This window comes from Kitasatospora sp. NPDC096147 (assembly GCF_044763225.1).
Classification (GTDB): domain Bacteria; phylum Actinomycetota; class Actinomycetes; order Streptomycetales; family Streptomycetaceae; genus Kitasatospora.
In genome coordinates, this window is the sequence record NZ_JBIWFX010000003.1 from 291,467 (window position 1) to 316,190 (window position 24,724).

The following is a 24,724-nucleotide window of genomic DNA, read 5'->3' on the forward strand; positions in this document are numbered from 1 at the left end:
GCACTACTTGGCCTTGTAGCTGCCGTCCTTCTGGCGCCACAGCGGCTCGCACTGGTCGCTCTTCTCGCGGGCCTGGCAGAAGAGGGCCGCCCAGCTCCCCTTCTCTACGAGCTTCCGACCGTGCGCGCAGTCGTCGTCTGCCGGGCCGGCCGAGTTGGAGGCCGGGACGACCTTGCCGCCTTCGAAGCGCGTGGGCTGGGCCGCCTGGGACGGGGCGGCTCCCTGGTAGCGGGACTGGGTGTACTCCGCCGCCTTGGCGGTGAGGTCGATGAGCCCGGCGCCCTTGAGGGCGTTGAGCAGGGCCACACCGCGATCGGCGGTCTCACTGGCGTCATGGCCCCAGACGGCCGGGGTGATCCACGGCGCGTCGAAGCCGGAGCCGGCCTTGAGGGTGAAACCGATCTTGAACGGGGCGGAGGAGCTGGTCTGGGTGGGGGTGGTCTCGGTCATGGGCGCCTCCTGGGTGGGGTTGGTCGGGGTGTTCTGCGCGGGCTCGTCCCACGGGGAGGTCGGGTCGAACGGGTCGGGATAGGTCAAGGGCAACTCCTGTTGCTAGAAGGGGGGTTCGTTCTCGGCCTCGGCCAGCATGCTGGCCAGGGCCCTGCGCTCCGGGGGAGCTAGGAGAAACTCGTGGACACCGCTGGCGTTGACCACCAGGACGTAGATATCCGATCCCGGCTCGTCATCGGCGACAACTTGCAGGGTGGCGTCCCCACGGCGGTAGTGCCGCCGGCTCTCCGTCACCGTCAGCGGGCACCGGCCCGGGTGGTGGCTCGAATGTGGCCGTTCATGGCGATGGCCAGGGCATCGGCAGCCCTGTTGGCCACGAGCCGTTCCGCGTGGTCCCGGGCAGGGATTCCGAGGACGTAGATGCGGGTCAGCGCCTCACGGTATCGGTCGTTCAGGCGCTTGAGGCCGCGTTCGGCGTCCATTCGAGCCGAGGTGATGTTGTCAGTAATCCGGCAACGCCCCAAGTCATCTTTCTTGCCGATGAGTTCGCTGATCTCCGCGTCCGTGTAGACGAGGCTCTTGAGCGCGTTCCGGGCCTCCTCGGGCGTGTAGTAGTACTGGCCGTCCTCGGTGTCCCGCGTATTCTGCTCCCGCGCGGCGTATGCCTTCGCGGTGCGCCAGGCCGCCTTGCGGAAGAACTCCTCGAACCCGTCCTCGCCAGCCTTCTGCTCGAAGAGCGCTCGCTGCTCCAGCGCATGCTTGAGGATCTCCTGCGCCACGTCGTCAGCCTCGACGATCGGCCACTTGCTGGCCAGATCCTTGGCGACCTTGTGGGCGGTCGAAGCAGCCTTCGCCCAGTCGATCTCAGCCATCAGGCTGCCTCCTTCTCGTTGTTGGTCTTCTTGGTGAACTTCCCGCCCTTGCGCGGGATTTGGCCGTACCGCTGGCCCTCGACCACGAACGAGCCGTCAGGCTCGACAGGGATCGCGTGCGGGGTGGCACCGTGGGCACCGCAGTAGAAGAGCCCGAAACCCTTCTGCCAGTTGGCCGGGCCGTTCTTGAGGTAGCCGGCCTGCTTCACGTCCATCAGGTGGCCAACCTCGAATCCGTAGATCGTGGTCAGCTTCCCGTTGTGGCCGGTGGTGTGAGGGCTGATCGCCAGGCGGTGGGTGTGACCCATCACCAGGGAGACGCCCGCCTTCACGGCCTTGAGTCGGGCGGTCGCTCCCGGGACCTGGCTCATCCCGGGGGACTCGTGTCCGTGGACCGCGACCCAGCCGGGGGCGAACTGGTAGTAGGGCTCCGCCCTTTCCACTCCGAAGCCCTTGAAGTCCAAGAGGTTCTCGAACTTGTAGAACTGGTCCTCGGCGGCCAGCGCCGGAGCCTTCGCCGCGAGGTAGGTTCGCGGCCTCGCGTCGTGGTTGCCTTCAAGGATCTTGACCGGGCCGTCATAGCCCGATCGGAGCGGGGCCAGGAAGTTCCTCTTCGCATACTCCGAGTCCCTGATGACGTTGCCCTCGAACTCGGCCCTGGTGCCGGCGCTCCACCGGGACGGGGCCGGGTAGTCCACCAGGTCCCCGATCTGGAGCACCTCGTCCGGCTGGTACTCGTGGACGAACTTGATCACGTTGCGCAGGGCACGCTTGTCCTCGAACGGGATCTGGGTGTCACTGATTACTACAACTCGCTTCACGCGCCTCCTAGTTGACGGATTTCGTAGTCGAGATACCAGCGCGCCTTGCGCAGATCCTCCAGCGGATCGGCGCTCTTGCGGCCGGCACGCAGCAGGTACTTAACCGCGTTGCCTCGGACGAAGGTGAGGTGCTTGGTGATCTCGATGACCTCCACCGGGAGCCAGGTGTAGTGGGCCGGATGGTCCACCACGTCCTCAACCTGGTCGGCACCTGCCTTCACCAGCTCGTCTTCGGTGTAGGCCAGCGGCGAGCCCGAGGGGAACTCCAGTTCGATTGGAAAAGGCAAGCTGGGATCGACGGCAACCACTGTGCCGACCTGGCCGGCCCGGAAAGACCGGGCCCATGCCTCCGGGCCGTACTCAGCAGCAGGCAGCACCTTTGCCTCGTCACCAACCTGGTAGCTCACAGCTCCTCCAGCTCGTTATCGGCGAACCACAGGCCGCGGCCGTCGTCGTCCGGGTCGTCCAGGACGACCGAGGTCCCGTCCGTAACGTAGGCGTAGTCCACGTCCTCCACGGTGCCGGTCCAGCCCTCCAAACCCTTGGCCAGAGACCTGACCCTGGTGCCGGGAACCCACTTGCTGACGCGCTGCTTCATAGTCCGAGCCTCTTCCTGTACGCGTCCGCGCCCTTGGCGTGAACGAATGAATTGATGTCCGAACCCAGGTTGATCACAACCGAGTTGGGGAGATCGGCGGCCCGCTTCTCGGCGGCTTGGAGGCCGGCCGGGTCCGGGTCCGCGATGATGAAGACCCGCTCGTACCCAACCAGCGCGGGCTTGAAGTGGGGCTTCCACGCCCCGGTTCCCTGGCTGCCGACGCACGGCACTCCCGCTACCTCCGACGCCATGGCGTCGAACTCGCCCTCCGAGAGCGCCATGTGCGGCGTCCCGGTGATCAGAGCTGGGGTGTTGAAGAGTCTGGGATAGTCACCCGGGAGTGACCGGTACTTCCCGTGCCCGTCGTGGCGCTCCTTCCGGGTTGGCGCGAGGTACTCGCCCTGCTCGTCACGCACGCACTCGTCCCGGATGCACCGGAACCGGAGGGTTGCAGTGCCGTGCTCGCCTCCAGCTGGCCGGAGGTAGGGGATCACCAGCATCCCCGTCAGGTGCTCATGGCCCGTTCGACCCGAACGGACGTAGCCCAGACCGAACTTGCTTGCCGCCTTGCCCAAACCTCGGGCGTTCACATACTTTTCGGCCGGGCTTCCCGGATACTGCTCGAAATACGTCCTTGCGGCCTCCACCGAACCGCTTACGTGCGAACTCTTGGGCTTCTCTGAACCCAATTTCCATCTCCCTCCTGATCACGTCGATGCCATCTTCGGAGACGTCGCAGACGAAGCACGACCACCGCTCCCGGACCGTGTGCACCGAGGCACTCGGGCTGCTGTCCGGGTGGAGCGGGCAGAGGATCTTCTGCCAGCGGTCCCGGTCGTCCTCGACCTCCAACCCGTAGAAGTGCCTGAGCACTTCACTGATCCTCGGCTTCTCCACGCTGGTCTCCATCAGTCGTGTAGCGAGGTCCAAGCACCTGCCAGGCCGGATACTTCTCTAGGTACTCAGCGGCCCGCCGGAGAACCTCCGGGCGGTCACGTGCGCCCCGGGCGAGGAGCTGCCCGTTGCACCGCTGGCAGAGCAGGCCCCGAATCGCCTCCGTCTTGTGGCAGTGATCCACCGCGAGGTTCGTCCGCCGCGTCTCCTGGCAGATCGCGCACCGACCGCCCTGGGCCTCGAAGAGGCGCTGGTACTCCTCGGTGGTCAGACCGTAGGTCGCCCGCAGACGCGCATCCCGGGACGCTGCTCGCGTCCGGGACTTTTTGCAGGTCGAGCAGACCCGACCCCGCGTTCCGGCGAAGAAACGTTCCGCCTTGCTCTTCGAGCACTTTGAGCAGATGCGGTATCCGCGCCTGGCCTCAGCCACGCGCCCTCACGGCACTTTCCACCCGCAGCTGGTCCCGGAGGTCCGCCAGCTCCTTGGTGAGTGCTACCAGGCGCTCGACCGGGACAGCCTTCCACTCCTCGATGCCTCCCGGTTCCTGCACCGACAAGGCCACCGTGTTGATGCCGCGTCCGGTGGAGCGAGCCAAGTCCTTGGCGAGGCTGCGGAGGCTGATCCCGTGCCGGCCGGTAACTCGGACCACCAAGGCCACGACACCGCCGCCAGCTTCCTCCAACTCCTTGGCGGAGACCCCCGTGCGTCCGGGGACCAGGTCCACCATCTCCTTCTCGATCGTGTAGCCGTGAGTCATCGTCATCAGGTCCACTCCCCCGGAGTGAGTACGTCGGTGAGCCGCATGCTGCGGCGGTCGAAGTTGTAGCTGGAGAAGGTGGCGCCGCTGGAATCCTCGAATCCCTCGCGGTTCTTCACCGGGCTGATGTGCAGCACCCTGCCGTCCATCCCGTCGAGCTCCTTGTGAATCGTCAGGATCAACGACGGCACGCGGCCGATCTTCCCCTTCACGCCGGACAACGGGATCGGCTCCAGGCCATCCGAGTACTCCCCAACGACGTGATGAAGCGCGAGCACGTGGGCCCCGGTCACCCGGGCCATCTCGGACATGTACTCGCACAGGCCCTCAAGGCTCATAACCATGCTGGAAGCATCGGGAGTTGGCCCCGCATCCACATTGGTGATGTTATCCACCACGATCAAATGCGGATGGCATCCGAAGACCTCGAAGTAGCAGGCGAGGTCCCGTTCGAGATCCGAAGGGGTGGGCCTGGCCTCGTAGTTGAAGCGCACCCACCACCGTTTTGCAAGGGCCTCCCCGTAGACATCGAAGCCACCTTCGAGCAGGCGGGATTTGATCGCCTTCACGTCTTCGCCCGTGATGATCGCGGTCGCCCGGGAGAGCTGAGTAGCAGCCCCCGAGTCAGCTGAGAAGTAGAGCACCGGGAGGTTGCTGTGCATTGCCAGGTTCGCAGCCAACAGGGACTTGCCAGTCCCGGGGCCGGCAGCGACCAAGCTGAACTCGCCTCGCCTGAACTGGACTTCGTGCCTCTCCAACCCCTTGAGCGAACAAGGGATAGGCTCGCCGGCCGCCCCACGGACGGTCACCGACTGTGCCAATGAGTACATCCTAAGCCACCCCCCAGTTCAACTTTTTCTTGATAGAAAATCCCGGCCTAGGCCGGGTCGCTTGAGAAGAACCTAGCAAGCAGTACCCCCCAGATCAACTTTTTATCGAAAAAAAGAGCACTTGTGCTTCATGTCACAGAAGCGGCAGAGGAACCCTGGCTTTGCAGGGAAGTCACCTGCCTTCACGCCAGCGTCCATACGGGCATAGCGCTCCCCCACCTCATCGACCGAAACAGCCGAGAGGTCAACCGGGCGGGACAGTCCGCCCGTCTTGCCCATGTACCAGTCACCACGATTCACTGTGACGCCGTGCGCAAGCTCGGTGGCCGCCTTGTACGTCTCCAGCTGAAACTTGGATTTGGTACTCCCCGTCTTGAGGTCGCGAACCCGGACCGAGCCATCGACCTCGGCCACCAACTGGTCTATATAGCCACGGACTTGGATGCCTCCGAGCTCCACCGAGAAGTAGAGCTCCAGCGCGATCCCCTTTTCGGGGACCTGCCAGATTGACGGCTGGTTGTTCCGAGTCCATCGAACGTAGTCAGCAGTCTGCTGCTGACCAAGGACGTACCTGTGCTCAATGTCCTCGGCACCCGTGCCGGCCGCAGACAACCAGCGGTCCGTGTTGGGCTCCTGGTCGAGCCCCTTGTTGATCAGCGCGGAGTACTGGTCGGAGAAGAGTTGGATGGCCTCTTCCTCTGTCATCGTTCGCTGAGATCGCTCTACCGCCTCAGCGGCCGAGTGGAACGCCGTACCGTGGGCGCTCCAAGCCGCCGGGAGAGGCGTCACGCGCTCCACGCGCTGGAGCCAGTATCGGTGTCCGCACTTCTCGTACTGCTCGGTCTGGCTCACCGATCGAGCCTGCATCGCTACGTTGCTCACTGAACCACCGCCTTTGGGCATGCTCGGATGAAGACGAACCGCTCGCTCCCCGGGAAGTGGGAGTTCGGGTAGTCATGTGTCTCGGATTCAAGGGTCATGTCAATGAAGCGAAGCCGGAGGCGCTGAAATATCTGCTCCTCCTGGTAGGCAAGCTCTGCCGCACCCTCTTCACTGAGAGGCAAAGCATGGGCAATGTCCCAGTACTCCCCCACCGTAGAGGACTCACTCCTCAGGATGATCAGGTCAGCTGCCTGAGTCATTGCTACGGATACTGATGTGCCCCGGTCAATCTCCTCAAGCACCTTCACCTTCACGGCCTGCGGGACCGTAGCGCCCATTACCCCTCCTCCTTCGAGCACACACGGTGGCATGCCCGCACCCCGTGTGACCAGCAATTTATCTCACGGACCTACGACAAGCCCTTCACCGAGCAGTGAGCCGGATCACATTGATTGACTACTAGCTGACTGGACGTCAGATGAAGGATCTTGCCAAATGAAAAGGCCCCACATGGAGTGGGGCCTGATGGCTGCGCACTGATCGACGTTGCCCGCGGGTCCTTGGTTCCGTCCTGTGTCCCTCGGCCTAGTTCTCGGGTTGTGGATCGAGCGTGAGCACGCGAGCGGCCCTCTCGGAAGGGGCCGCTCGGTCGGCCGGCCACCGGATCGCCAGATGCCCATCGGTCGGCAGCCGAGGTACCCACTCGAAGCCTCGCTCGCGGCTGTAATCCAGCACAAGCCCTCTGGTGCGAAGTCGCTTCTCAAACAGGTCGGCCGTATGAGCCTGCCGCTCACTGAGTGAGGCGTCGCCAAGCCTGCGCCTCATCCACACCTTGAGAGACTGGGCAGGCGAACTGGAGTGATGCGAGGGACCGTTATCGACGGTCAGGATGGACCATGCCTCGGAAAGAATGTCATTGACGACAGCAGCGGCCAGGGGCCGTCGATAGTAATTTTGCTCAGCAAGGCGCTTTGCTACAGCTTGAAGGGTGACTCCGTACTGGTCGGCGATCTCCTGATTCGACCTTCCCAGCACGAAAAGCTTCTTGAGTTCTGCATCGCTTGGCAGCCTAGCCATTTGAGTTCCCTTGCTTAGTGTCCCTGCTGATACGTGAACCCTGCTCGGGATGCCGAGCGTACATCTAGAAACCCCCCAGATCAAGTAACGATGTCCTACCCCCGCGCCAGCCTGCCAAGTGTGACCTGACTCTCACTTTGGGCTTGAAGCGAGCGCTGGAGGCCCACCGCTCACATACGCCTTTAGTGAGAGCAAGTGAGGGACAGGCCAACGGGCTGGACCTTACTAGCGACCTGAGACACCATCAAAAGCTTTGGTGTTGTTCGCATTTGAACCTAACTCTCAGGTGTCTCTCAATACAGGATCAGTAACTGCCCCGGCCGCCAGACTAGTATCCGGCCGGGGCCTCGGCTCCACCACCAGGAGGACACCGTACCCAGGGCCAAGAGCATCTGCTTGAAGGGCGGCTGCACCTCCGTCACCGTTCGAGACGGGAGGTGCGGCTCCCACCAGCTTCGGCAATCGTGGGACCGCCCCTCTCCTCGAAACCTCAACCGGCCCAGGGACGCTGCAAGCCGGCGTTCACGGGCGCTAGCCCGGGATCGCTTCACCTGCCAACTCTGCGGCTCTCGAAGCGAGTTGGAGGTTGACCACAAGACTCCGGTGGCCCAAGGCGGCACCTGGGAACTGGACAACCTGGTGACGCTGTGTCGCTCCTGCCACAAGATCAAGACCTACCGCCGCTAGGCCGCTTCCAACTCCGGCCCCTGGCCGTCGAGTTCCCGGCCCGCCCACATCTGCGCGGGCCTTCTTCATGCCCTCTTCCCTCTGGAGATCACATGCTGGTGGACTGCGCCGGCCGCTGCGGTGGCTGCCCGTCCTGCTCCGGCCCGGACCCGGGCCTTCCCCCCAACCGAGCTGCTTCCCGACGGTGGCGCCGCGAGGCGAGCGCCGACCTGTACGACCTGGCCGACCTCTACGGCGTCGAGCTGCACCGGGCGGTGTTGCGGTGACCCGAGGACCGAAGCCCAAGCCGAACGCCATCAGGCGCAACGTGCACCCCGGCGCCCAGGAGCTGGCCAACGAGGCCCAGCCCGGCCGGGAACTCCCCCGGGCCCTCGGCATCAAGACGAGCGGCGCCCGCCGCTTCTGGCGGACCTGGTCCACCGCGCCGCAGACAGCGGCGTGGGCAGAGACGGACTGGATGGAGCTGGAGATCACCACATTGCTGGTCGATTTGCTCTTCCAGGGTGACGTCAAGCTCGCGGCGGAGATCCGCCAGCGGGTGGCCAAGTGGGGCGCGACGCTGGAAGACCGCTCTCGGCTGCGGATGAAGCTCGAAGACGCCGAGCCCGAAGGGCCGGCCGCCGAACCTCCTGCTCTCGACCTGGACGAAGAGCTCTTCAACCTGCTCAACAACCCCTAGGAGGCGGTGACTTGGCGCAAACAGGCAACATTCCGGCCGGTGTGCCGCACCCCTCCCGATCCCTCGGCTACCAGATCATCCGCTGGGCCCAGACCTATATCGTCCAGCCCGATGGCGAGAACGCGGGCCAACCCTGGCGGTTCACCCCCGAGCAGCTGCGCTTCGTGCTGTGGATGTACGCGATCGACGACAAGGGGAGGTGGCTCTACCGGTCCTGTGCGCTGCGGCGCGCGAAGGGCTGGGGGAAGTTAGACACCCCTGCTGGCGGCGCTGTGCATCGTTGAGTTCATCGGTCCGGCCCGCTTCTCCCACTGGGACGAGCACGGGATGCCGGTCGGCAAGCGGGTTCCGCTGCCACTGGTACAAATCGCTGCGACCTCCCTCGATCAGACCGCGAACACGCGGGACATGATCCGCGGCATGCTCGCCGAGTCCCCGGCGGAGGCCGAGTACGGCCTTGATATCGGTAAGGGGCTCATCCAGTTCACCGACGGCCGGCCCGGCCGGATCGAGCCCGTCACCTCTTCTTCCCGAGGTCTTGAGGGGGCGAGGCCCACCTTTGTCTGACCCCCGGAAGGGACGTTCCTTCCGGGGGTCAGGCAGGTAGCACTTCTGTGTCTGTGACGAGGTCCACCACTGGGTCGAGTCGAACCAGGGGATCTACGTCTGGGAGACGTTGGACCGCAACGTCCAGAAGACGGCCGGTGCCGGATCTCGTCTGATCGAGACGACGAACGCGTACAACCCGAACGAGAACAGCATTGCCCAGCGCACCCACGAAGCGGTGCTCGCTGCTGCCGGCCGCATCCTCTACGACTGCGTGGAGGCCCTCGGCGAGCTGGACTTCGCCGACCGCGCAGCCGTCGAGGCGGCGGTCACCGAGGCATACGGGGACTCCAGTTGGGTCGATGTTCCCGGCATCGCGGACGCGATCCAGGACCCCCGCACCCCGGCCGCCGTTGCCTTCCGGTTCTACCTGAACCGCATCCAGGAGAACGCCGACGGCTGGATGACGAAGGGCGACTGGGAAGCCTGCCTCAGCGAGGACGACCCGATCCTTCCCGGCGACCAGATCGCCATCGGCATGGACGGGAGCCTCCGAGGTGACGCCACCTGCCTGGTGGGCGTGCGCCTGCGCGACGGCAAGCTCTTCAAGATTCACCTCCAGGAGAACCCTCGCGACCCCAACCGGCCCGACTGGGAGGTGGACGTCCTGGCCGTCGAGGCGGCCGTAGCAACCGCTTTCTCCACGTGGCGAGTTGAGTGGTTCTACGGTGATCCGCCGTACTGGCAGGAGGCGTTGGGCCGCTGGTCGATCACCTACGGGGACGATCGCGTGTTCGAGTTCTGGACCAACCGGCCAACCCGCATGGCCACCGCCACCGAGCGTTTCCGCAGCGCGGCGGCGATGAGGGATCTGCTTCATGACGGTGATCTCGACCTGGCCCGCCACGTCCTGGCGGCCGTCACTCGCGAGGTTCCCCAGGGAACCTTGATCACTAAGCAGAGTCCGAAGTCGAAAAAGAAGATCGACTTGGCCGTGGCGGCGATCTTGGCCTACGAGGCCCGCGCCGATGCCATCGCGGACGGCCGACTCAAGAAGCGCCGAAGCCGTGTCATCGGCTTCTGAATCCGGAGACCTATGATCCTATCCCCCAATAGCAGCATTTCCAGCGCAGGGCCTCCGGAAAAGCCGGAGGAATGGCTTACCCATCTGCATTCCCGGCTGCCTGGGCCGGACTCGCTGGCAGTGAAGTTTGCCCAGTACTACGACGGTGACCAGCAGAAACTTGCCTTCTCGCAGATGCGGTACAAGGCAGCCTTCCGGGACGTGTTCAGCGGCTGGCGGGACAACTTCTGCGGCATGATCGTGGACTCGGCGAATGAAAGAATGTTTGTCGAAGGCTTCCGCTTCCCCGGCAGCAGCGGGGCCGACAGGGACGCCCGCACCTTCTGGCAGCGCTCCAGCATGGATGCCTTCTCCAACTCGGTCCACCTGGACGCGATGATCCAGGGCACCGCATACGTCCTGGTCTGGGCCGACAAGGACGGGCAACCGTCCATCCGGCCGGTCTCCGCCGAGTCGATGGCCGTGCAGTACAAGGCGGGCTCGCTGACCGAGCTGGAGGCCGCAGCCAACTTCTACTCCGACGCCTGGGGCCGCCAGGGCGCGATGTTGTGGACCGAGAAGTACGTCTATGACGTCCCCCTCGGTAGTACCTCGTGGACGCAGGGAACCCGGAAGAAGAACCCGCTCGGCGTGGTTCCGGTCGTCCCGTTCAACAACAGGCGCAGGCTGGTTGGCGACCCGATCTCGGACCTGGCGAACTGCATCCCGATCCAGGACGCGATCAACAAGACCGTCATGGACGCGTTGACGGCCAGTGAGTTCGCAGCCTTCCCGCAGCGGCACGTTACCGGCCTGGAAATCCAGGAGGACATCAACGGCCGGCCGATCGAGCCGTTCGACGTCGCCGTGGACAAGATCCTTCAGGCGGAGGACCCCCAGGCCAAGTTCGGCGCCTTCGCCCCGGCCGACCTCGGCAACTACGTGACCTTGGTGGGCATGCTGGTCCAGCACCTGGCCAGCGTCAGCCGCCTCCCGGCCCACTTCTTCCTGGTCAACGGGGCCACCGCCCCGTCCGGGGAGTCGATCCTCTCAGCGGAGGCCGGTCTCGTCGCCAAGGTCAAGGAGAAGATGCTCCACTTCGGAGAGGCGTGGGAGCGGGTCGTCCGACTGTGCTTCGCAGTGATCAAGGACCCTCGCAAGGATGCCTTCGAGATGGAGACCATCTGGCGAGACCCCGAGTATCGAACCGAGGCGCAGCACATTGACGCGCTGCTCAAGCTGGCTCAACTCAACGTTCCCGAAGAGCAGTTGTGGCTTGACGCGCGATACACCCCCACGCAGATCGAAGCGTTCCGGGCGATGCGCAAGCGCGATGCCGAGCATGCCGCCGAGATCGCACGGATCAACCCCCGCCACGATCCTGCGGCCGTCGAGGCCAAGAAGGCGGCCTCCAAGCCGCCCCAGGGCAACAGCGGCAATGCGAACCGCAAGATCCACGAAATGAAGTAGCCGGTCCTCCGGACCGAACTTCCCTCATACCCATAGGAGTTGTACATGAGCGAGACCACCACCACCGAGGCCGGCACCGCCCCCGAGGGCGCGACCGTCATTCCGCCGGCCACCGACGAGGTGACCGAGTGGAAGCGCAAGTGGGAGCAGGTCAGCAGCGAGCTGAACGAGCTGCGCACTGCGCAGCTGAGCGAGCAGGAGCGTGCGGTGCAGTCGGCTCGCACCGAGGGCCGCAGCACTGCCCTGGCGGAGCTGGGCCGCAACCTGGCCGAGGCCGAGATTCGGGCCCAGGCCGCGGAGGCCGGTGTCACCGCTGCGGTGGAGTTCCTCGACCTGGCCCGCTTCATCGGCGAGGACGGCCGCCCTGACGCGGCCCGGATCGGCTCGTACGTGGCGACGATCCCGAAGGCCCCCGCCGAGCCGGAGTTCCTCCAGTCGCCTGGTGCCGGTCACAACCGCTCCCGTGGCCGGGAGATCACCAGCATGGACCCGATCGAGCTGGCGAACCTGATTGCCGGTGACACCTTCAACTAGAACATCCTGCACAACTCCCTGACACTGCATGCCCCTTGGCCGTCGCCGAGGGGCTCTTCCGTTCCCTGACCAGGAGATGCCTATGCCCGCTGCCACTACCCACCACTTCAACCTCGATCCCAAGCAGGTCACGATTGCCGCTCTCGGTCTTCTGGACCGGGAACTGACCCTCGGCGGCATTCCCGCCCGGTACTCGGAGCTCAACTTCACCGGCAACATCGGTGACACGATCATGGTCAAGCGGCCCAGCCGCTCCATCAAGGTCCAGGCGTCCGGGATCAGCGCCCCGATCACCAACCCGATCAAGGGCGACAAGGTCACCATGCCAGTGGCCTCCGATCGGCCGCTTCCCGGCAGCCGCCGGGCCCCGAAGGGCTTCATCAAGGAGTCCCGCTTCCCGGTCCAGCTCACCACCCTGGCCGAGAACGCTTCCGAGATCAGCATGGAGCAGATGGCCTTCGACCTGCGCAACTTCGGTCAGCAGGTCCTCCAGCCCCTGACCCGGGGCTTCGCCGAGTACTTCGATGACACGGTGGCGAGCTTCATCAAGGGCAACATCACCAGGGCCGGCCTGACGGCCACTCAGAAGAAGGCGATCGGCGGTGACATCGCGGTCACCCTCCCCGCCTTCACCGGCACCCGCGAGAACCTCGTCAACCGCGCCCTGGCGCTCCGCGTTGCCCTGGTGGACGCCAAGATGGCGATGAACAACGCCAGTGTCCCGATGGACAACCGGTACCTGATCGTCGGCCCCGAGGCGGAGGCCGTGCTCGCCAAGGACCCGGAGTTCGCGAGCGTCTCGTACTCCGGCGACACCAACGCCCTGCGCCGGGCGATCGTCGGCCGGCTCTCCGGCTTCGACATCGTCTCCCACCCGTCCTTCGGCATGGAGGCGTACGTCTTCCACAAGTCCGCGATGGTCATCGCGAGCGTCTGCCCGCCCATCCCGATGGGCGCGGTCAAGGGCTCCGTCCAGGACATCGGCGGCATCGCGACCCGCATGCTGGTGGACTACAACTACGACACCAAGAGCGACACGATCGGCCTGGACACCATGTACGGCCTGTCCGTCGTCAAGGAGGACCCGGAGTTCATCGCCCGTGACACCGCGATCGGTGAGGCGTTCGTCCGGGGCCTCAAGATCAGCATCACCGAGGGCACCGGGAGCTGATCGTTTTGTTCGCCACCGTTGAGGACGTGGCCGCCCGTCTGCGGCGGCCCGTCCTCCCGGAGGAGGTGCCCCAGTGGACCGCCCTGATCGAGGACACCACCGCCTTCATCACCGCCTACTGCACCGGCAGTTGGGACCGCACTGCACCCCCGGCCGTCTTCAAGGCCGTTACCTGCTCCGAGGTGATCCGGAACCTGTCCGCCGCCCCCGGCGTGATCATGGAGCGCACGGGCGAGCTGGAAGTGCAGTACCAGGCCGCAGCCTCCGTGCTGGGCCTCTCCGAGGCTGCACGCACTGTTCTGCGGCCCTACCGGCGCACCGTCGGCTCGATCAGGGTGACTGTCCAATAGCGGATCTGAAGGAGTGCGCCTACTTCACTGGCGGAATATTTGCGTGCCCAAGGAGCACTCCGACCCCGAGTCCGAGCATGACCCCCAACAACGTTCCCCACATAAAAATTACTACCACAACGACGCTGATTCCGGTACGCGTGGCCAGCGACAAGGCAGCTAGAGCCCTTTGGAGCTCTTCAGTCTTCGCCATTGAAATATCATTGAGAATCTGAACATCGACACCCGCCACGCTGGCGTTGCATCCAAGCGGAGAGCTCGGACCGTCAATCAGAACGGACAGGCGAACCTTCTGTCCAGCTGAAATAAGGGAAGGCGAGAGCTCGATTTTATTTCCGGAAAAACTTAGGCTGGGAACTGCACTTGACGCTGGAATTGATGTTCTCTCGATAATTTCAACCACGGGCGCAGAGAAGTCAAGGACGATTGGAAGCCCTCGATCAAATGCCGCAGCAACGATGTCTTGCTTACCCAGATTATCCAACACAACAGTGACTAGGCGCGGCTGATTTAGCGCTACTCCTTGGGCCAAAACTTGCAGTTGCGCATTCTGTCCTGATCCTGCAATGAGAGCCTCACTGGAAACCTGGAACCTCAGCTTGCCTCGACGCCGGGATGCTGCGCGCAGCGCAGCCCAGGCAGCAACCACCCCGGCAATGATCGTCGCCAAGGCGCCGACCAGGGCCAAGACCATGGGTTCGGTGTACCAACTCCCTGCGATATCAGTCATGTTCAGATTCAACCGCAACCCCGGAAGGAGCGTGGCCGTTTTCATCCACTTCACCGAGCGGGCTCAAGTCCACCGAGCTCCGGTGACCGCAGGTGCCTACACGCGCCGTCGTGACTGGGAGATGGCGCAGCAGGTCTGGGAGGGCTGGGTGTCCGCCCAGCCCTCCTCCACCACCGAGGCCCGGTCACCGGATCGGGACCTGCTCTCCGAGACCCTGCACGTCTACCTCCCCACTGACGCAGTTGTCGGCCGGCACGACCGGATCGACGTGGACGGCATCACCTACGAGATCGAGGGCGAGCCGGAGCACCACCGCGGACCCCGCCCTCACATCCGCATCACCGCCTGGAGGGCACGCTGACCCGCTTCACCCTGCGAATGAATAAGAACTGGGAGGACACCGTCCTCTCCTCCGACCAGGCCAAGGACCTGGTGGAGAAGCACACCGCCATCGTGGCGGAGCTGGCCATCAAGGGCGCTCCGCGAGGCAGCAACAGCCGTCTCAACTGGAACCGCTCGAAGGCCAACATCACCGCCATGGTCACCCTGTACCGGCAGTGGTACGGCCAGGTCGTGATCGAGGACGACCCGGACGTCCGGCACACCATGCTGCAAGAGCGCGGCTGGCGCGACCGTGCCGGCCGACGGCACCCCGGCCGCCTCTTCCTCAAGGAGGCGCTGGAGAAGGCCCGGATCGAGTGATCGACCCCGTGAACTCCCTGTGGGAGTACCTCAGTTCGGCGCCCGGCATCCCGAAGGGCTGCGTCACCGGGGATCTGGTGGGCCGGGAAGTCGGCGAGGTCACCGTGCTGCTGCGGCAGTCCGGTGGTCACCGCCTGGTCCGGGACCGCATGGACCGTGCGGACGTTGAGTACGACGTGTACCACCTCGACCGGACGGAGGCCCTGCACCTGGCCTACCGGGTCCGTGCCCTGCTGCTGGAGCAGCTTCCCGACCAGGAGGCCGGTGGCGCCTACGTCCTCGACGTGGCGGAGATCAGCAGCCCCTGCTACCTCCCCGACCCCGACAGCCGAGAGCACGTCTACGGGGGCGAGCTCACCATCTTCTACATCGCTGCCTAGTCGGACCCGAACAGGGGAGGGCACCCCCGAAGGGGTGCCCTGGATTCCGCGAAGCGGAAGAAGGTGACGCGACCTAAGCCAAGCAGCTCGTAGACGGTCTATTCCGCAGTTGCGGACACATCTCCACCAGCTGGTGGAGCAACTTGAACGATCCCCGCAGCAGCGGGGGTTGTTTAGCGACCCTCATCAACCCTGACGTGAGCCATGGTTCATCCCCGCGCACGCGGGGCCACCGGCCGCCCACCAGAAGGTGGCTCGGCCTGCTGAGACCAGTATCCCCAACCCCCACCCCTTTGGAGGGCTTTTGACCAACGTCGCATCTCAGATCCGATTCGCTCCCGGCGGCGGGCTCTTCCTGGCCCCCGCTCCGTCCGGCCGACCGGGCGGCACCACCCTGCCGATCGAGGTAGGCGACGGCCAGACCGCGCCGTCCGGGTACAAGGCTCTTGGCTATGTGGACGAGGGCGGCGTCACCATCACCCCCTCGATCGAGACCGACCCCGTGGGCGCGTGGCAGTCCGCCACCCCCGTGATGTACGTCGTGAAGTCGGCTTCATTCCAGGTGAAGGCCACCCTGCTGGAGTCCAACAAGATCACCACGGAGGCGTTTTACGGCGCCACCTGGAAGCCGGTACTGGACAACACCAACAAGCCCACCGGCACCTACCGCCTCGACCTGGCCTCCAGCCCGACCCTGGATGAGATCAGCCTTGTGGTGGACTGGTCCGAGAAGGGCATCCTCAACCGCTGCGTCATCCCCCGCGCGATGATCTCCGAGCGTGGCGGCATCACCCTCCAGCGGGTGGAGTCCCAGAAGTACGAGCTGACCATCTCCGCTCTCGACTTCGCGGGCGGCCTGGGCTACGTGCTCTCCACCGATCCGGCTCTGGGCGAGGTCACCGTGCCGGCCCCGCCGACCACCCCGTAACCGGCACCCCCTCCTCTCCCACTCCCCCTTCACAGCACCGGAGCTGACGCATGCCCAAGAGCACCACCAGCAAGACCACCGCGGCCGAGGCCGAGGCCACCGACACCTCCACCACCGTGGAGCACGACGGCATCACCTTCGTGATCCCCGCCCCCCGTAACCTCCCCCTGGCCCTCCTGGAGGCCGAGGACGAGATGGAGGCCGTCCGCCTGATCATCGGCATGGACAAGTGGCGCGAGTACCTGGCCACCGGCCCCACCATCGGCTCCTTCCAGGATCTGGCCGTCAAGATCAACTCCACGTCGGTGGGTGACTCGGGAAACTCCTGACGGTCGTTCGCGTCGTCCAGGACCACCCCGAGGCCCTTGAGGTCGATCTCCTGGAGCACTTCGGGGTAGATCTGCTGGACCTGTGGCGCGGACGGCTCTCGCTGCGACGACTGCACGTGCTGATCCGGGCCCTGCTGGCCCGGCCCGGCCGCTCGGCCCTGCTCGCCGAGCTGGACGCCAGCACCGAGTGGGGCACCACCGAACACCTCCTTGCCCGCGTTTCCGACGCCTTGGAGCTGTCCAATTTCCTGTTCATCAAGGCGAATTCGACCAGCAGCAGCGGCATTGACGTACCGCAGCCGCTTCCCCGGCCTGGCGCAGAGGCGCCGGCCGCGCCGGAGCAGGAGTTCGCCACCGGGGCGGAGCTCTCCGCCTTCATGACCCAGATCAACACCCACTAGGAGGTCCGCATGGCCACTACGCGCGGCCCCATCAAGGTGGGCTCGGGCTATATCGAGATCACGACCAATCTCAGCAAGGAGGCGATCGGCAAGTTCCGGGCCGAGGTGGCCCGGGAGATGGAGAAGGTCGGCGATCAGGCCGCCAAGCAGATGTCCGCGGCGGCCACCAAGGGCATGGCCGCCCTGCCGGCCGCCGCCGCGAAGGCGGCTGCCAAGGCCAAGCAGGCAGTTGAGGGCGAAGCCAAGGACTCCGCCGAGACCCTTGAACGAATTGAAAGGGAGCTGACCCGGCAGTTCGGCACCGAGGCGGTCCGCCGGTTCCAGGAAGCCCGCAAGCTGGAGGAGCGCAAGCAGCAGCTCACCGAGGAGACCAGCTCAGTCACCCGCGCAGCCCTTCGCGCCACCGTGGCGCAGGAAACCGCTGCTGCCCAGACCCGTTCCCGGCAGACTCAGCAGGAGGAGCGGGAGCGCCTGGCGGCGCTTCGCCGCGTGGCGGCGGAGCAGGTGCGCACCGCAGAAGCGGAAGCCCGGCAGCGTCAGCGGGCCGTCGAGGACTCGGCCCGGATGGACCGAGAGATCGCAGCCGCGTATGAGCGGATGCAGCGGGAGCGCGTGGCCGCCGCTGCCCGTGCCGAGCAGCAGATCCGCGAGCAGATGCAGACGAGTCAGGCGGCCCGCCGGGCCGACCTGCGCGAGCAGCTCGCCGCCAACCAGGCCGGAACCCGGGACCTGCGCCGTCAACTAGCGGACTACCGAGCCGAGTTGGGCACCATTGAGTCCTCCCAGGGCATCACCCTTTCCAAGATCCAGACCGGCTGGAAGGGTGTCGGAACGTCCATCGAGACCCTCGGCACGAACGCCACCGAGGCCGGCAACATCATCACCAACCGCCTACTGCTACCGCTGACCACCGTGGCCGGCGTGCTCACCGGCATCGGTGTGCAGTCCGGCGACACCCGCCTCCTGGGGCAGCTCGGCCTCACGGCCGCCGGAGTGTCCACCAAGACCAGCTCCGAGCAGATGTCCCGGGTGCAGAAATACGCAATTGAAACTCCATATTCAATTGATAGTATGCACACGTATCAGATGAAATATATTCGGTCCTTGGCCGGCGGAGACCAGGACTGGTTCAGTGACAATACGGGAAAGCGGACCGGAGCGGCCAACAAGGCCGCCATGAAGGCCACTGACCTGATTATGGCCGTGGGTGACTCCATGGCCCGCGCGGGAAATATCACCAGCGCCGAGTTCGACCGCGCGATGTACGCCCTCGACAAGATCATGGACCGCGACCGGGCCCCAACTCGCAATATTACGCAGCTAGTTCAGGCGACGGGCATCCCGGCCGCCGAGCTGGCCAATATGCTCGGCTTCAAGTCCAGCGAAGAACTGTGGAAGACCGTCGGAACCCCCGCAGCCAAGGGTGGCGGCGTTACCGGCGCGGAGATTGCCGATTCACTTCTGGAGTACTGGAAGCCGAATTACAACAAGAAGCCCGGAGAGAAGCTTTCCAAGGAGGAGGGTTCCGAGGGCTACGCGGCCAAGATGACCTCGGCCACGATTTCGGGCCGCCTCCAGCAGATGAAGGAGCGCGGCCAGTACGAGCTTGGCAGCATGTTCGTCCAGGAGGGTAAGGACGGGCAGTACGCCTACACCAAGCTCGGTCAGTCGATCATCGGCCAAGACGGCATCCTCGATGATCTCCAGGACCTGGGGAAGTCAGCGCTCCGGCACCTGCCGGGCGCGCTCCAGGCTTTTGTGGACGAGGTGGAGCGGGTCACCGGCTGGGCCAAGCGGGCCGCCGCCTTCATGGAGAAGCACCCGCAGATCAAGGAAGCCGCGCTCAAGATCGCTCAAATCGCCGTGGTGGCCGCGCCGCTGCTGATCGGGCTCGGCCTGCTCACCACAGTAGTGGGCAAGGTCACCAAGATCCTCTCGTTGGGCTTGGTGCCGATCCGGGCGGCCGTCGGGGCCGCAGCACTGGCGGGACGAGGAGTCCGCGGAGGGGTGCGGACGCTCCGTCAGACCGGCGCGGGAGTTGCCGGCCGGGTCCGTGGCGACAGCTACTTCGACACCTACCGGGACCGCCGCATCGCACTGCGCGGCGGAGACACCCGGGGACCGATTCGGCGCTCCGTGGACAGCCTCCGGGGAGGGAACTCCCAGTCCGGGCAGATCCGGACTCAGATGCGGGATGTCCAGCAGCAGATCCGCGCCGCCGAGGACCAGGCCGAGGAACTGCGGCGCGCACTGCGCGAGGTGGCAGGCACCTCAATGCGCCAGCTCACTAACGAGCTGGGCGGCACCGGGAGCGTCTCCTCCGCCGCCCGCCAGGCTCGTACCGAGATCCGGCAGGTTCAGACCCAGGGGATTGAGTCGCTCAACCGCTCCTCCCTCTCCGCCGTTCAGGGTGAGGTCAATGACCTCCGCCAGGGGGCGGACCGGCTGATTGCCGCCATCAAGGACGCGCAGCGGGAAGTCGGCCAGCTGGACTCCAAGTCGCTCTCCGCCGTCCAGGGCGAGGTGACTGATCTCCGGCAGGCTGCGGAGCGCCTGGTGGCCGTTCTGCAGGATGCTCAGCGCGAGGCCGGCCAGCTCAACGCCAAGACCCTGAAGGCCCTCAAGGGCGAACTCGACCAAGCGCACGGGGCAGCGGACCGGCTGTACGAGAAGATCGGCCAGGGCACTGGCGCCACGTCAGTGGCCGGGCGTATCGGTCTGCTCAACTCCCGTACGCTGAACGGCCTTCGGGCCGAGCTCGACCAGGTCCACGCCGCCGCGAACCGGGCCCACGACATGGTGGGCCAGGGCACCGGAGCAGGGTCGCTGGCCGGTCGGGTGGGTCTGCTCAACTCCCGCTCGCTCAGCGGGCTGGTGAATGAATTCAATCAGGTCCGGGACTCCGCGGATCGGGCCTACAACATCGTAGGTATGGGCACCGGGGCAGGCTCACTCGCTGGCCGGATCGGCCTGCTGAACGACCGCACCCTCAACGACCTGGTCAACCGGGTGGACAAGCTGACCGAGGCTCTGGAGAAGGCCCAGCGGCACGCCAACAGCCTGGACAACGCGATCGACAACGTCAGCCGGAGGGCTCCCGGCGGCAACAGCTCGCCGGGTCCGAGCAAGCCAAAGAAGTACAACTCCGGTGGTGTTCTTCCGGGTTATGCACCAGGTGTGGATAACATCCCTGCCCTGCTGAGCCCGGGTGAGGCGATCCTGCGGCCGGAAGTGACAGCCACCCTCGGCCCGTCCCTGATCCACCACTGGAACGGCCTCGCCCGTGCGGGCCGGCTCTCGCGGTTCGCCTCCGGCGGCATCGCCGGACGCCTCGGCCTGGACCAGATCCGGGACGCGATCCGCCTCCAGAACGTGTGGCCGATCGCCAGCGCGGCCACCAGCACCATGACCTTCGACGAGTCCTCCAACGCCCTTGGCGGACCCGTTCAGGGCGGGATGCTCGGGAGCGGCACGACCACCTCACGGTGGCTCGGCTCCCGCACCGCCGACCGCTTCCGGGACATGTTCGACTTCGTCACCCGGGACTCCTTCGACCTGATGCGACGCGTGCCGTCCGGCATCGGCCAGGCGCTCGGCATCGCCGGAGGCGCCATCGCCCCCGTGCTTGGCGAGTACTTCTGGAACGACGTGTGGAAGGGCTCGGGCAACATCGTCCAGCGCGGCGAACGCTTCCTCGGCAACACCTTCTCCATGAAGACACTCAAGTCCGGAGGCTCCAACCTCCTGGGCGGCATCTGGGACTCGGTCAAGTCCATCGCCGGGTCAGCAGGCGATCTGATCACTGATCCGCTCGGCACCGCGAAGGGGGCGCTGGAGGGCATCTGGGAAATCGCCAAGAGCGAGATCGACCAGCTGACGGACATGGTGACCGCCTTCAAGTCCATCGTGGACTCGCCGAGTTCGTACGCCGGTCAGGTCCTCTCGGACATGATGGACACCGCGAAGGAGTCCCTCCCGAACACGGAGGGCCTGTTCGACTTCTCCGACGGCCAACAGGTCAACGCCAGTCGGCCGGCCTTCGACTTCTCCGACGCCATCGCCCGCCTCGGCCCGATGTCGGAGGCAGTCACCAGGTGGACCCCGCTGGTCCAACGGGTCCTCGGCGAACTGGGGTTGGCGCAGGACTACACCGGTCTTGTGCTGCACCGCATCGGAGTGGAGTCGGGCGGCAACCCGACCGCCGTCAACCTCTGGGACAGCAACGCCCTGAACCCGGCCATTGGCCCGAGCAGGGGCCTGATGCAGACCATCAAGGCCACATTCGACGCCTACGCCGGGCCGTATCACGGTCGAGGCATCACAGACCCTCTGGCCTCCATCTACGCCGGGCTCAACTACGCCACGAACAGATACGGCTCCCGCTGGCCTGACGCCCTCTCGGGCACCCGGGGGTACTGGACCGGCACCACGTCCGCCTCACCCGGGCTCGCCCTGGTCGGCGAGCGCGGCCGGGAAATCGTGGATTTCCGGGGCGGTGAGCGGGTCTACAACAACCGCGACACCGAAGCCCTGCTCAGCGGGCGGAAGTACGAGATCCACGTGCACGAGGCCAAGCACGAGGACACCACCCAGGCCACCATCCGGGCCCTCCAGTACATGGAGGCCCTGCACGGGATCTGACCTAAGTACACACCGGCCCCCGTGTATGATCATGATCGTTTCATGCACAGGCAAAGGGGTGGAAATGAAGTCGCTAAAGGTACTCGGCGCTATGGCCGTCGCGGTTGCAACTGTGGCAGCGGGGCCCAACACGGCAAGCGCGGCAGAAGGAAACTGGCACACCATCGTCAACGGATACAGTGGCCAGTGCGTAATTGTGGGCGAGCCCGGCAACGGCGCACCGGTTGTTCAGGTCCCGTGCAATGAACTCCGTACCGGGAGCAAGTCCTGGAACTTCGTTCCCACCAAGGACAACAAGGGCGCTCGGGCGTACTTCATACGCAATGAAACTACCGACAAATGCATGGGCGTGAGCTCCAGTCTGGACAGCGGGCCCGTGGTAATCCAATACACCTGCAACGGCTCAGTTGACCAAAAGTGGTGGGTTCCGAGCAACAGCTTGATCAGGAACGTCTACTCGGGCAAGTGCCTGGGAGTCGGCTCCAGCAAGGCTGTTGCAAAGCGGCTCATTCAGTGGCCTTGCAACAGTAGCTCCATCGACCAACTCTGGGCTACCCCGAGCCCGTTCTATGACGGCGCCCCGTTCGAAGGTGAAGCTCCTTCGATTCCCTCGCTGCCCCTTCCGGAGTAACCAAGAAGCACCCCTGGCGGCCTGTGAACTCATGGTTCACAGGCCGCTTTGTATTTCAATATCTCGGAGGCGCCATTGCCAATTCCCGCAGTGCTCGTCCCGGTGGACGAGACCCGACCCCCGATCCCCGGCCCGCCGGAGCCGGTCCTGTGGGAACACACCTACGTCTCACTCACCGGAGCCAACGGCCAGGGCGAGGAGATCCCTCTCACCGGCCACGCCGGGAACCGCTGGCCCGGCATCTGGCTCCAGGCCGGAGCGACCGGCCTCGACGCCCCGCCGTACGAGCTCCACTCGGACGACTCCCCGAACTTGGACGGTTCGATCTACCGCAGTACCCGGGTCACACAGCGCGAGGTCATGCTCCCCCTCTACCTCTACGGGGTGGATCGCCGGACCCTGCGCGAGCAGAAGCGACGGCTCACCCAAGCTCTTGACCCCCAACTCGGTTATGTCGCACTGAAATTCGTGGAGGCCGACGGTCAGGCCCGGATTCTCCGGGCGTACTACAAGGGCGGTCTGGAGGGCAACGAGGCAGAGGACCGAGCCGGATTCACCTGGGCCAAGTACGGCCTGGTGTTCACCGCGCTCGACCCGTGGTTCTACTCCGACACCGAACAGGTAGCCGACTGGTCTTTCGGCACGGGCCAACCGATGCTCGGCAAGCTGCTTCCACTGCGGCTCAGCAGCGGATCACGGACCGCCACGGACCTGCCGATCTACAACCGAGGTGACTGTGCGGCCTCGCCGATCTGGACCCTGACCGGGCCCGTGATGTCCTTCCGGATCTCCTACGGCACGCGCTCCTTCGGCATTGACGCCGATCCTGTCGGCCTACCGGTCATCCCGGCCGGCACCACGCTCACCATCGATACCCGCCCCGGGATCAAGACGATCAGGGATGACAAGGGCACCAACTTCTACCCCCGGCTTGCCGACAACCCGCAGTTCTGGGGTGTGCCTGTCGGCCGCTCCACGGCCAGGGTCGAAGTGATCGCCGGTTCCGGAACAGCGTCCGTCCGGCTGAAATTCGAACCGCGATACGCCAGTTACTAGGAGGAGCCCTTGGGATACCGCATCATCGCGCGAGACCGCGACCTCCGCCCCGTCGGCGAGATCGACACCTGGATCAAGCTGGACTTCACCGTCTCCCACTGCCGTCCCGGCAGCTTCCAACTCCTGGTCAAGGCAGGGACTCCACAGGCCGAACTCCTGCAAAAGGGAGGGGGGTTGGCGATCTACCAGGACGGCGTGGCGGACCCGGTGTTCAGCGGAAAGATCAACTTCTTTCAGTCGTACTGGACCGTTCAGCAGCACACAGGTGAGGGCTCGGTCTACGTCGGCGGGAAGTGTGACAACCAGCTGGCGTACAACCGGCTGACCTTTCCAGACCCCGGCAAGCCGGTGGGCGAGCAGTTCCGGGCCCCCGAGTCCCGGACCGTCACCGGATCGGCTGCACGGGCGATCTGGCAGGAGCTGTATCGCTCCCTCGGTCCCGGCGCCCTGGCTGACCGGCGGGTACCGGGCCTGGTCTTCGAGCCGGAGCCGGACTTCGGCCCCGAGGTGGCGGACAACGTCCGCTTCAACGTCGTCGGAGACGCGCTGGAGCCCTGGTCGGCCTCCAAGGAGGTCGGCTGGCGCTTCCTCTACGAACCCGACCAACGGGCCATCAACGTCAAGGTGTTCAAGCCGCGCGACCTCTCCAAGCAGGTCCGCTTCTCACCCGAGCTGGGGAACCTGCGCGAGTACGTGTGGACCCTGTCCGCCCCGAAGGCGACCAGGGTCATCGTGGCCTGTCAGGGCGAGGGCCCTGACCGCTACCTCCACCAGCAGGTGGACACCGAAGCCGAAGAGGAGTGGGGCGTTCAGGCGGAAGTCTTCGTGGACCGGCGGGACCTCCCACTCAAGACGGACCCGACCACCGGCCAGCCTGTGAAGGCTCGGCCGGAGACCACCGACGACGAGTTCGAAGCCGCCAAGAAGGCGGTAGTGGCCGCTGCGGAGTCCGCTCTTCAACAGGGTGAGCGGACCGGGAATTTCCAGGTCTACCCGATCGACACCCAGCAACTTCGCTTCGGCCGGGACTACTTCGTGGGAGACCTGGTGACCGTCGCCATCGACGGCGTGGAGTACACCGACATCCTTCGGGAGGTGCACATCAGCGTTGAGGACGGCGGCCGGGCAACCTCGATCGCCCCCAAGGTCGGCGAGCAGGGCAGCGGCGAGCCCCTCAATTTGTACCGCACCGTGTCGGAGCTGCGGGAGAAGCTCCGCCGCCTCGAAGCAAGGATGTGAATGAA

General features: G+C 65.3%; 34 protein-coding genes. 20 read left to right on the forward strand and 14 right to left on the reverse strand.

The window, feature by feature from the left end:
* Positions 1–3: 3 nt before the first annotated feature.
* The 13 genes from ACIRBX_RS11830 to ACIRBX_RS11890 form a co-directional block, all read right to left on the reverse strand.
* Positions 4–537 (reverse strand): hypothetical protein, encoded by a 534-nt coding sequence (locus ACIRBX_RS11830; protein ID WP_402295722.1) that lies wholly within the window; start codon positions 535–537, stop codon positions 4–6.
* Positions 538–746: 209 nt separating this feature from the next.
* Positions 747–1,322 (reverse strand): hypothetical protein, encoded by a 576-nt coding sequence (locus ACIRBX_RS11835; RefSeq protein WP_402295723.1) that lies wholly within the window; start codon positions 1,320–1,322, stop codon positions 747–749.
* Complete coding sequence (locus ACIRBX_RS11840; protein ID WP_402295725.1) at positions 1,322–2,143, reverse strand: metallophosphoesterase; 822 nt, start codon at positions 2,141–2,143, stop codon at positions 1,322–1,324. The genes ACIRBX_RS11835 and ACIRBX_RS11840 overlap by 1 nt, the downstream gene beginning before the upstream one ends.
* Complete coding sequence (locus tag ACIRBX_RS11845; protein WP_402295726.1) at positions 2,140–2,550, reverse strand: DUF3310 domain-containing protein; 411 nt, start codon at positions 2,548–2,550, stop codon at positions 2,140–2,142. The genes ACIRBX_RS11840 and ACIRBX_RS11845 overlap by 4 nt, the downstream gene beginning before the upstream one ends.
* Complete coding sequence (locus ACIRBX_RS11850; RefSeq protein WP_402295728.1) at positions 2,547–2,741, reverse strand: hypothetical protein; 195 nt, start codon at positions 2,739–2,741, stop codon at positions 2,547–2,549. The genes ACIRBX_RS11845 and ACIRBX_RS11850 overlap by 4 nt, the downstream gene beginning before the upstream one ends.
* Positions 2,738–3,331 carry a toprim domain-containing protein gene (locus ACIRBX_RS11855; RefSeq protein WP_402295730.1) on the reverse strand — a complete coding sequence of 198 codons (594 nt, stop codon included), beginning with the start codon at positions 3,329–3,331 and terminating at the stop codon, positions 2,738–2,740. Before ACIRBX_RS11855 ends, ACIRBX_RS11850 begins: the two co-directional genes overlap by 4 nt.
* The gene (locus tag ACIRBX_RS11860; RefSeq protein ID WP_402295731.1) at positions 3,255–3,650 is read right to left on the reverse strand and encodes a CHC2 zinc finger domain-containing protein; all 396 of its coding nucleotides are present in this window, start codon (positions 3,648–3,650) and stop codon (positions 3,255–3,257) included. Before ACIRBX_RS11860 ends, ACIRBX_RS11855 begins: the two co-directional genes overlap by 77 nt.
* Positions 3,616–4,065 (reverse strand): endonuclease VII domain-containing protein, encoded by a 450-nt coding sequence (locus ACIRBX_RS11865; protein WP_402295733.1) that lies wholly within the window; start codon positions 4,063–4,065, stop codon positions 3,616–3,618. The genes ACIRBX_RS11860 and ACIRBX_RS11865 overlap by 35 nt, the downstream gene beginning before the upstream one ends.
* A complete protein-coding gene (locus tag ACIRBX_RS11870; RefSeq protein WP_402295735.1) occupies positions 4,058–4,399 on the reverse strand; it encodes a hypothetical protein in 342 nt (113 codons plus the stop codon). Before ACIRBX_RS11870 ends, ACIRBX_RS11865 begins: the two co-directional genes overlap by 8 nt.
* Complete coding sequence (locus ACIRBX_RS11875) at positions 4,399–5,223, reverse strand: AAA family ATPase (RefSeq protein WP_402295736.1); 825 nt, start codon at positions 5,221–5,223, stop codon at positions 4,399–4,401. Before ACIRBX_RS11875 ends, ACIRBX_RS11870 begins: the two co-directional genes overlap by 1 nt.
* 102 nt (positions 5,224–5,325) lie before the next feature.
* Entirely contained in the window at positions 5,326–6,075 is a 750-nt protein-coding gene (locus ACIRBX_RS11880) for a RecB family exonuclease (RefSeq protein WP_402295737.1), read from the reverse strand.
* A 26-nt stretch (positions 6,076–6,101) separates the two neighbouring features.
* Positions 6,102–6,419: a hypothetical protein gene (locus ACIRBX_RS11885; protein ID WP_402295739.1), complete on the reverse strand. Its 318-nt coding sequence runs from the start codon at positions 6,417–6,419 to the stop codon at positions 6,102–6,104.
* 271 nt (positions 6,420–6,690) lie between these two features.
* Positions 6,691–7,182 carry a hypothetical protein gene (locus ACIRBX_RS11890; RefSeq protein WP_402295740.1) on the reverse strand — a complete coding sequence of 164 codons (492 nt, stop codon included), beginning with the start codon at positions 7,180–7,182 and terminating at the stop codon, positions 6,691–6,693.
* 396 nt (positions 7,183–7,578) lie between these two features.
* Between ACIRBX_RS11890 and ACIRBX_RS11895 the strand changes: the two genes are divergently transcribed.
* The 10 genes from ACIRBX_RS11895 (at position 7,579) to ACIRBX_RS11940 (ending at position 13,682) form a co-directional block, all read left to right on the forward strand.
* On the forward strand, positions 7,579–7,869 hold the full coding sequence (locus tag ACIRBX_RS11895) for an HNH endonuclease (protein ID WP_402295742.1): 291 nt from the start codon (positions 7,579–7,581) through the stop codon (positions 7,867–7,869).
* A gap of 92 nt (positions 7,870–7,961) precedes the next feature.
* Positions 7,962–8,135, forward strand: coding sequence for a hypothetical protein (locus ACIRBX_RS11900; RefSeq protein WP_402295743.1), 174 nt, complete (start codon positions 7,962–7,964; stop codon positions 8,133–8,135).
* A complete protein-coding gene (locus ACIRBX_RS11905; protein ID WP_402295744.1) occupies positions 8,132–8,548 on the forward strand; it encodes a hypothetical protein in 417 nt (138 codons plus the stop codon). Before ACIRBX_RS11900 ends, ACIRBX_RS11905 begins: the two co-directional genes overlap by 4 nt.
* Before the next feature lie 11 nt (positions 8,549–8,559).
* Positions 8,560–8,832 (forward strand): hypothetical protein, encoded by a 273-nt coding sequence (locus ACIRBX_RS11910; protein WP_402295746.1) that lies wholly within the window; start codon positions 8,560–8,562, stop codon positions 8,830–8,832.
* Between the two features lie 43 nt (positions 8,833–8,875).
* Positions 8,876–9,115, forward strand: a complete 240-nt coding sequence (locus ACIRBX_RS11915; RefSeq protein WP_402295748.1) for a hypothetical protein — start codon at positions 8,876–8,878, stop codon at positions 9,113–9,115.
* Between the two features lie 109 nt (positions 9,116–9,224).
* Complete coding sequence (locus ACIRBX_RS11920) at positions 9,225–10,178, forward strand: hypothetical protein (protein ID WP_402295750.1); 954 nt, start codon at positions 9,225–9,227, stop codon at positions 10,176–10,178.
* A 120-nt stretch (positions 10,179–10,298) separates the two neighbouring features.
* Positions 10,299–11,627 carry a phage portal protein gene (locus tag ACIRBX_RS11925; protein ID WP_402295752.1) on the forward strand — a complete coding sequence of 443 codons (1,329 nt, stop codon included), beginning with the start codon at positions 10,299–10,301 and terminating at the stop codon, positions 11,625–11,627.
* Between the two features lie 45 nt (positions 11,628–11,672).
* The gene (locus ACIRBX_RS11930) at positions 11,673–12,161 is read left to right on the forward strand and encodes a hypothetical protein (RefSeq protein WP_402295754.1); all 489 of its coding nucleotides are present in this window, start codon (positions 11,673–11,675) and stop codon (positions 12,159–12,161) included.
* 82 nt (positions 12,162–12,243) lie between these two features.
* On the forward strand, positions 12,244–13,332 hold the full coding sequence (locus ACIRBX_RS11935) for a hypothetical protein (RefSeq protein WP_402295756.1): 1,089 nt from the start codon (positions 12,244–12,246) through the stop codon (positions 13,330–13,332).
* A 26-nt stretch (positions 13,333–13,358) separates the two neighbouring features.
* On the forward strand, positions 13,359–13,682 hold the full coding sequence (locus ACIRBX_RS11940; protein ID WP_402295758.1) for a hypothetical protein: 324 nt from the start codon (positions 13,359–13,361) through the stop codon (positions 13,680–13,682).
* Between the two features lie 19 nt (positions 13,683–13,701).
* Here the strand turns inward: ACIRBX_RS11940 and ACIRBX_RS11945 are convergent, their stop codons facing one another.
* Positions 13,702–14,412, reverse strand: a complete 711-nt coding sequence (locus tag ACIRBX_RS11945) for a hypothetical protein (RefSeq protein ID WP_402295759.1) — start codon at positions 14,410–14,412, stop codon at positions 13,702–13,704.
* Positions 14,413–14,443: 31 nt separating this feature from the next.
* Here ACIRBX_RS11945 and ACIRBX_RS11950 point away from each other — a divergent pair, with 31 nt between their 5' ends.
* The 10 genes from ACIRBX_RS11950 (at position 14,444) to ACIRBX_RS11995 (ending at position 24,719) form a co-directional block, all read left to right on the forward strand.
* On the forward strand, positions 14,444–14,773 hold the full coding sequence (locus ACIRBX_RS11950) for a hypothetical protein (RefSeq protein WP_402295762.1): 330 nt from the start codon (positions 14,444–14,446) through the stop codon (positions 14,771–14,773).
* Between the two features lie 17 nt (positions 14,774–14,790).
* Positions 14,791–15,114, forward strand: a complete 324-nt coding sequence (locus ACIRBX_RS11955) for a hypothetical protein (RefSeq protein WP_402295763.1) — start codon at positions 14,791–14,793, stop codon at positions 15,112–15,114.
* On the forward strand, positions 15,111–15,494 hold the full coding sequence (locus ACIRBX_RS11960; protein ID WP_402295765.1) for a hypothetical protein: 384 nt from the start codon (positions 15,111–15,113) through the stop codon (positions 15,492–15,494). Before ACIRBX_RS11955 ends, ACIRBX_RS11960 begins: the two co-directional genes overlap by 4 nt.
* A 304-nt stretch (positions 15,495–15,798) precedes the next feature.
* Positions 15,799–16,422: a hypothetical protein gene (locus tag ACIRBX_RS11965; RefSeq protein WP_402295767.1), complete on the forward strand. Its 624-nt coding sequence runs from the start codon at positions 15,799–15,801 to the stop codon at positions 16,420–16,422.
* A 50-nt stretch (positions 16,423–16,472) separates the two neighbouring features.
* Positions 16,473–16,751 (forward strand): hypothetical protein, encoded by a 279-nt coding sequence (locus ACIRBX_RS11970; RefSeq protein WP_402295768.1) that lies wholly within the window; start codon positions 16,473–16,475, stop codon positions 16,749–16,751.
* Between the two features lie 116 nt (positions 16,752–16,867).
* Entirely contained in the window at positions 16,868–17,152 is a 285-nt protein-coding gene (locus ACIRBX_RS11975) for a hypothetical protein (protein ID WP_402295770.1), read from the forward strand.
* A 9-nt stretch (positions 17,153–17,161) separates the two neighbouring features.
* Entirely contained in the window at positions 17,162–21,793 is a 4,632-nt protein-coding gene (locus tag ACIRBX_RS11980; RefSeq protein WP_402295772.1) for a transglycosylase SLT domain-containing protein, read from the forward strand.
* Positions 21,794–21,884: 91 nt separating this feature from the next.
* A complete protein-coding gene (locus ACIRBX_RS11985) occupies positions 21,885–22,424 on the forward strand; it encodes an RICIN domain-containing protein (RefSeq protein ID WP_402296459.1) in 540 nt (179 codons plus the stop codon).
* A gap of 102 nt (positions 22,425–22,526) precedes the next feature.
* On the forward strand, positions 22,527–23,480 hold the full coding sequence (locus ACIRBX_RS11990) for a phage tail family protein (RefSeq protein ID WP_402295774.1): 954 nt from the start codon (positions 22,527–22,529) through the stop codon (positions 23,478–23,480).
* Positions 23,481–23,489: 9 nt separating this feature from the next.
* Entirely contained in the window at positions 23,490–24,719 is a 1,230-nt protein-coding gene (locus ACIRBX_RS11995) for a siphovirus ReqiPepy6 Gp37-like family protein (protein ID WP_402295776.1), read from the forward strand.
* Positions 24,720–24,724: the final 5 nt, after the last annotated feature.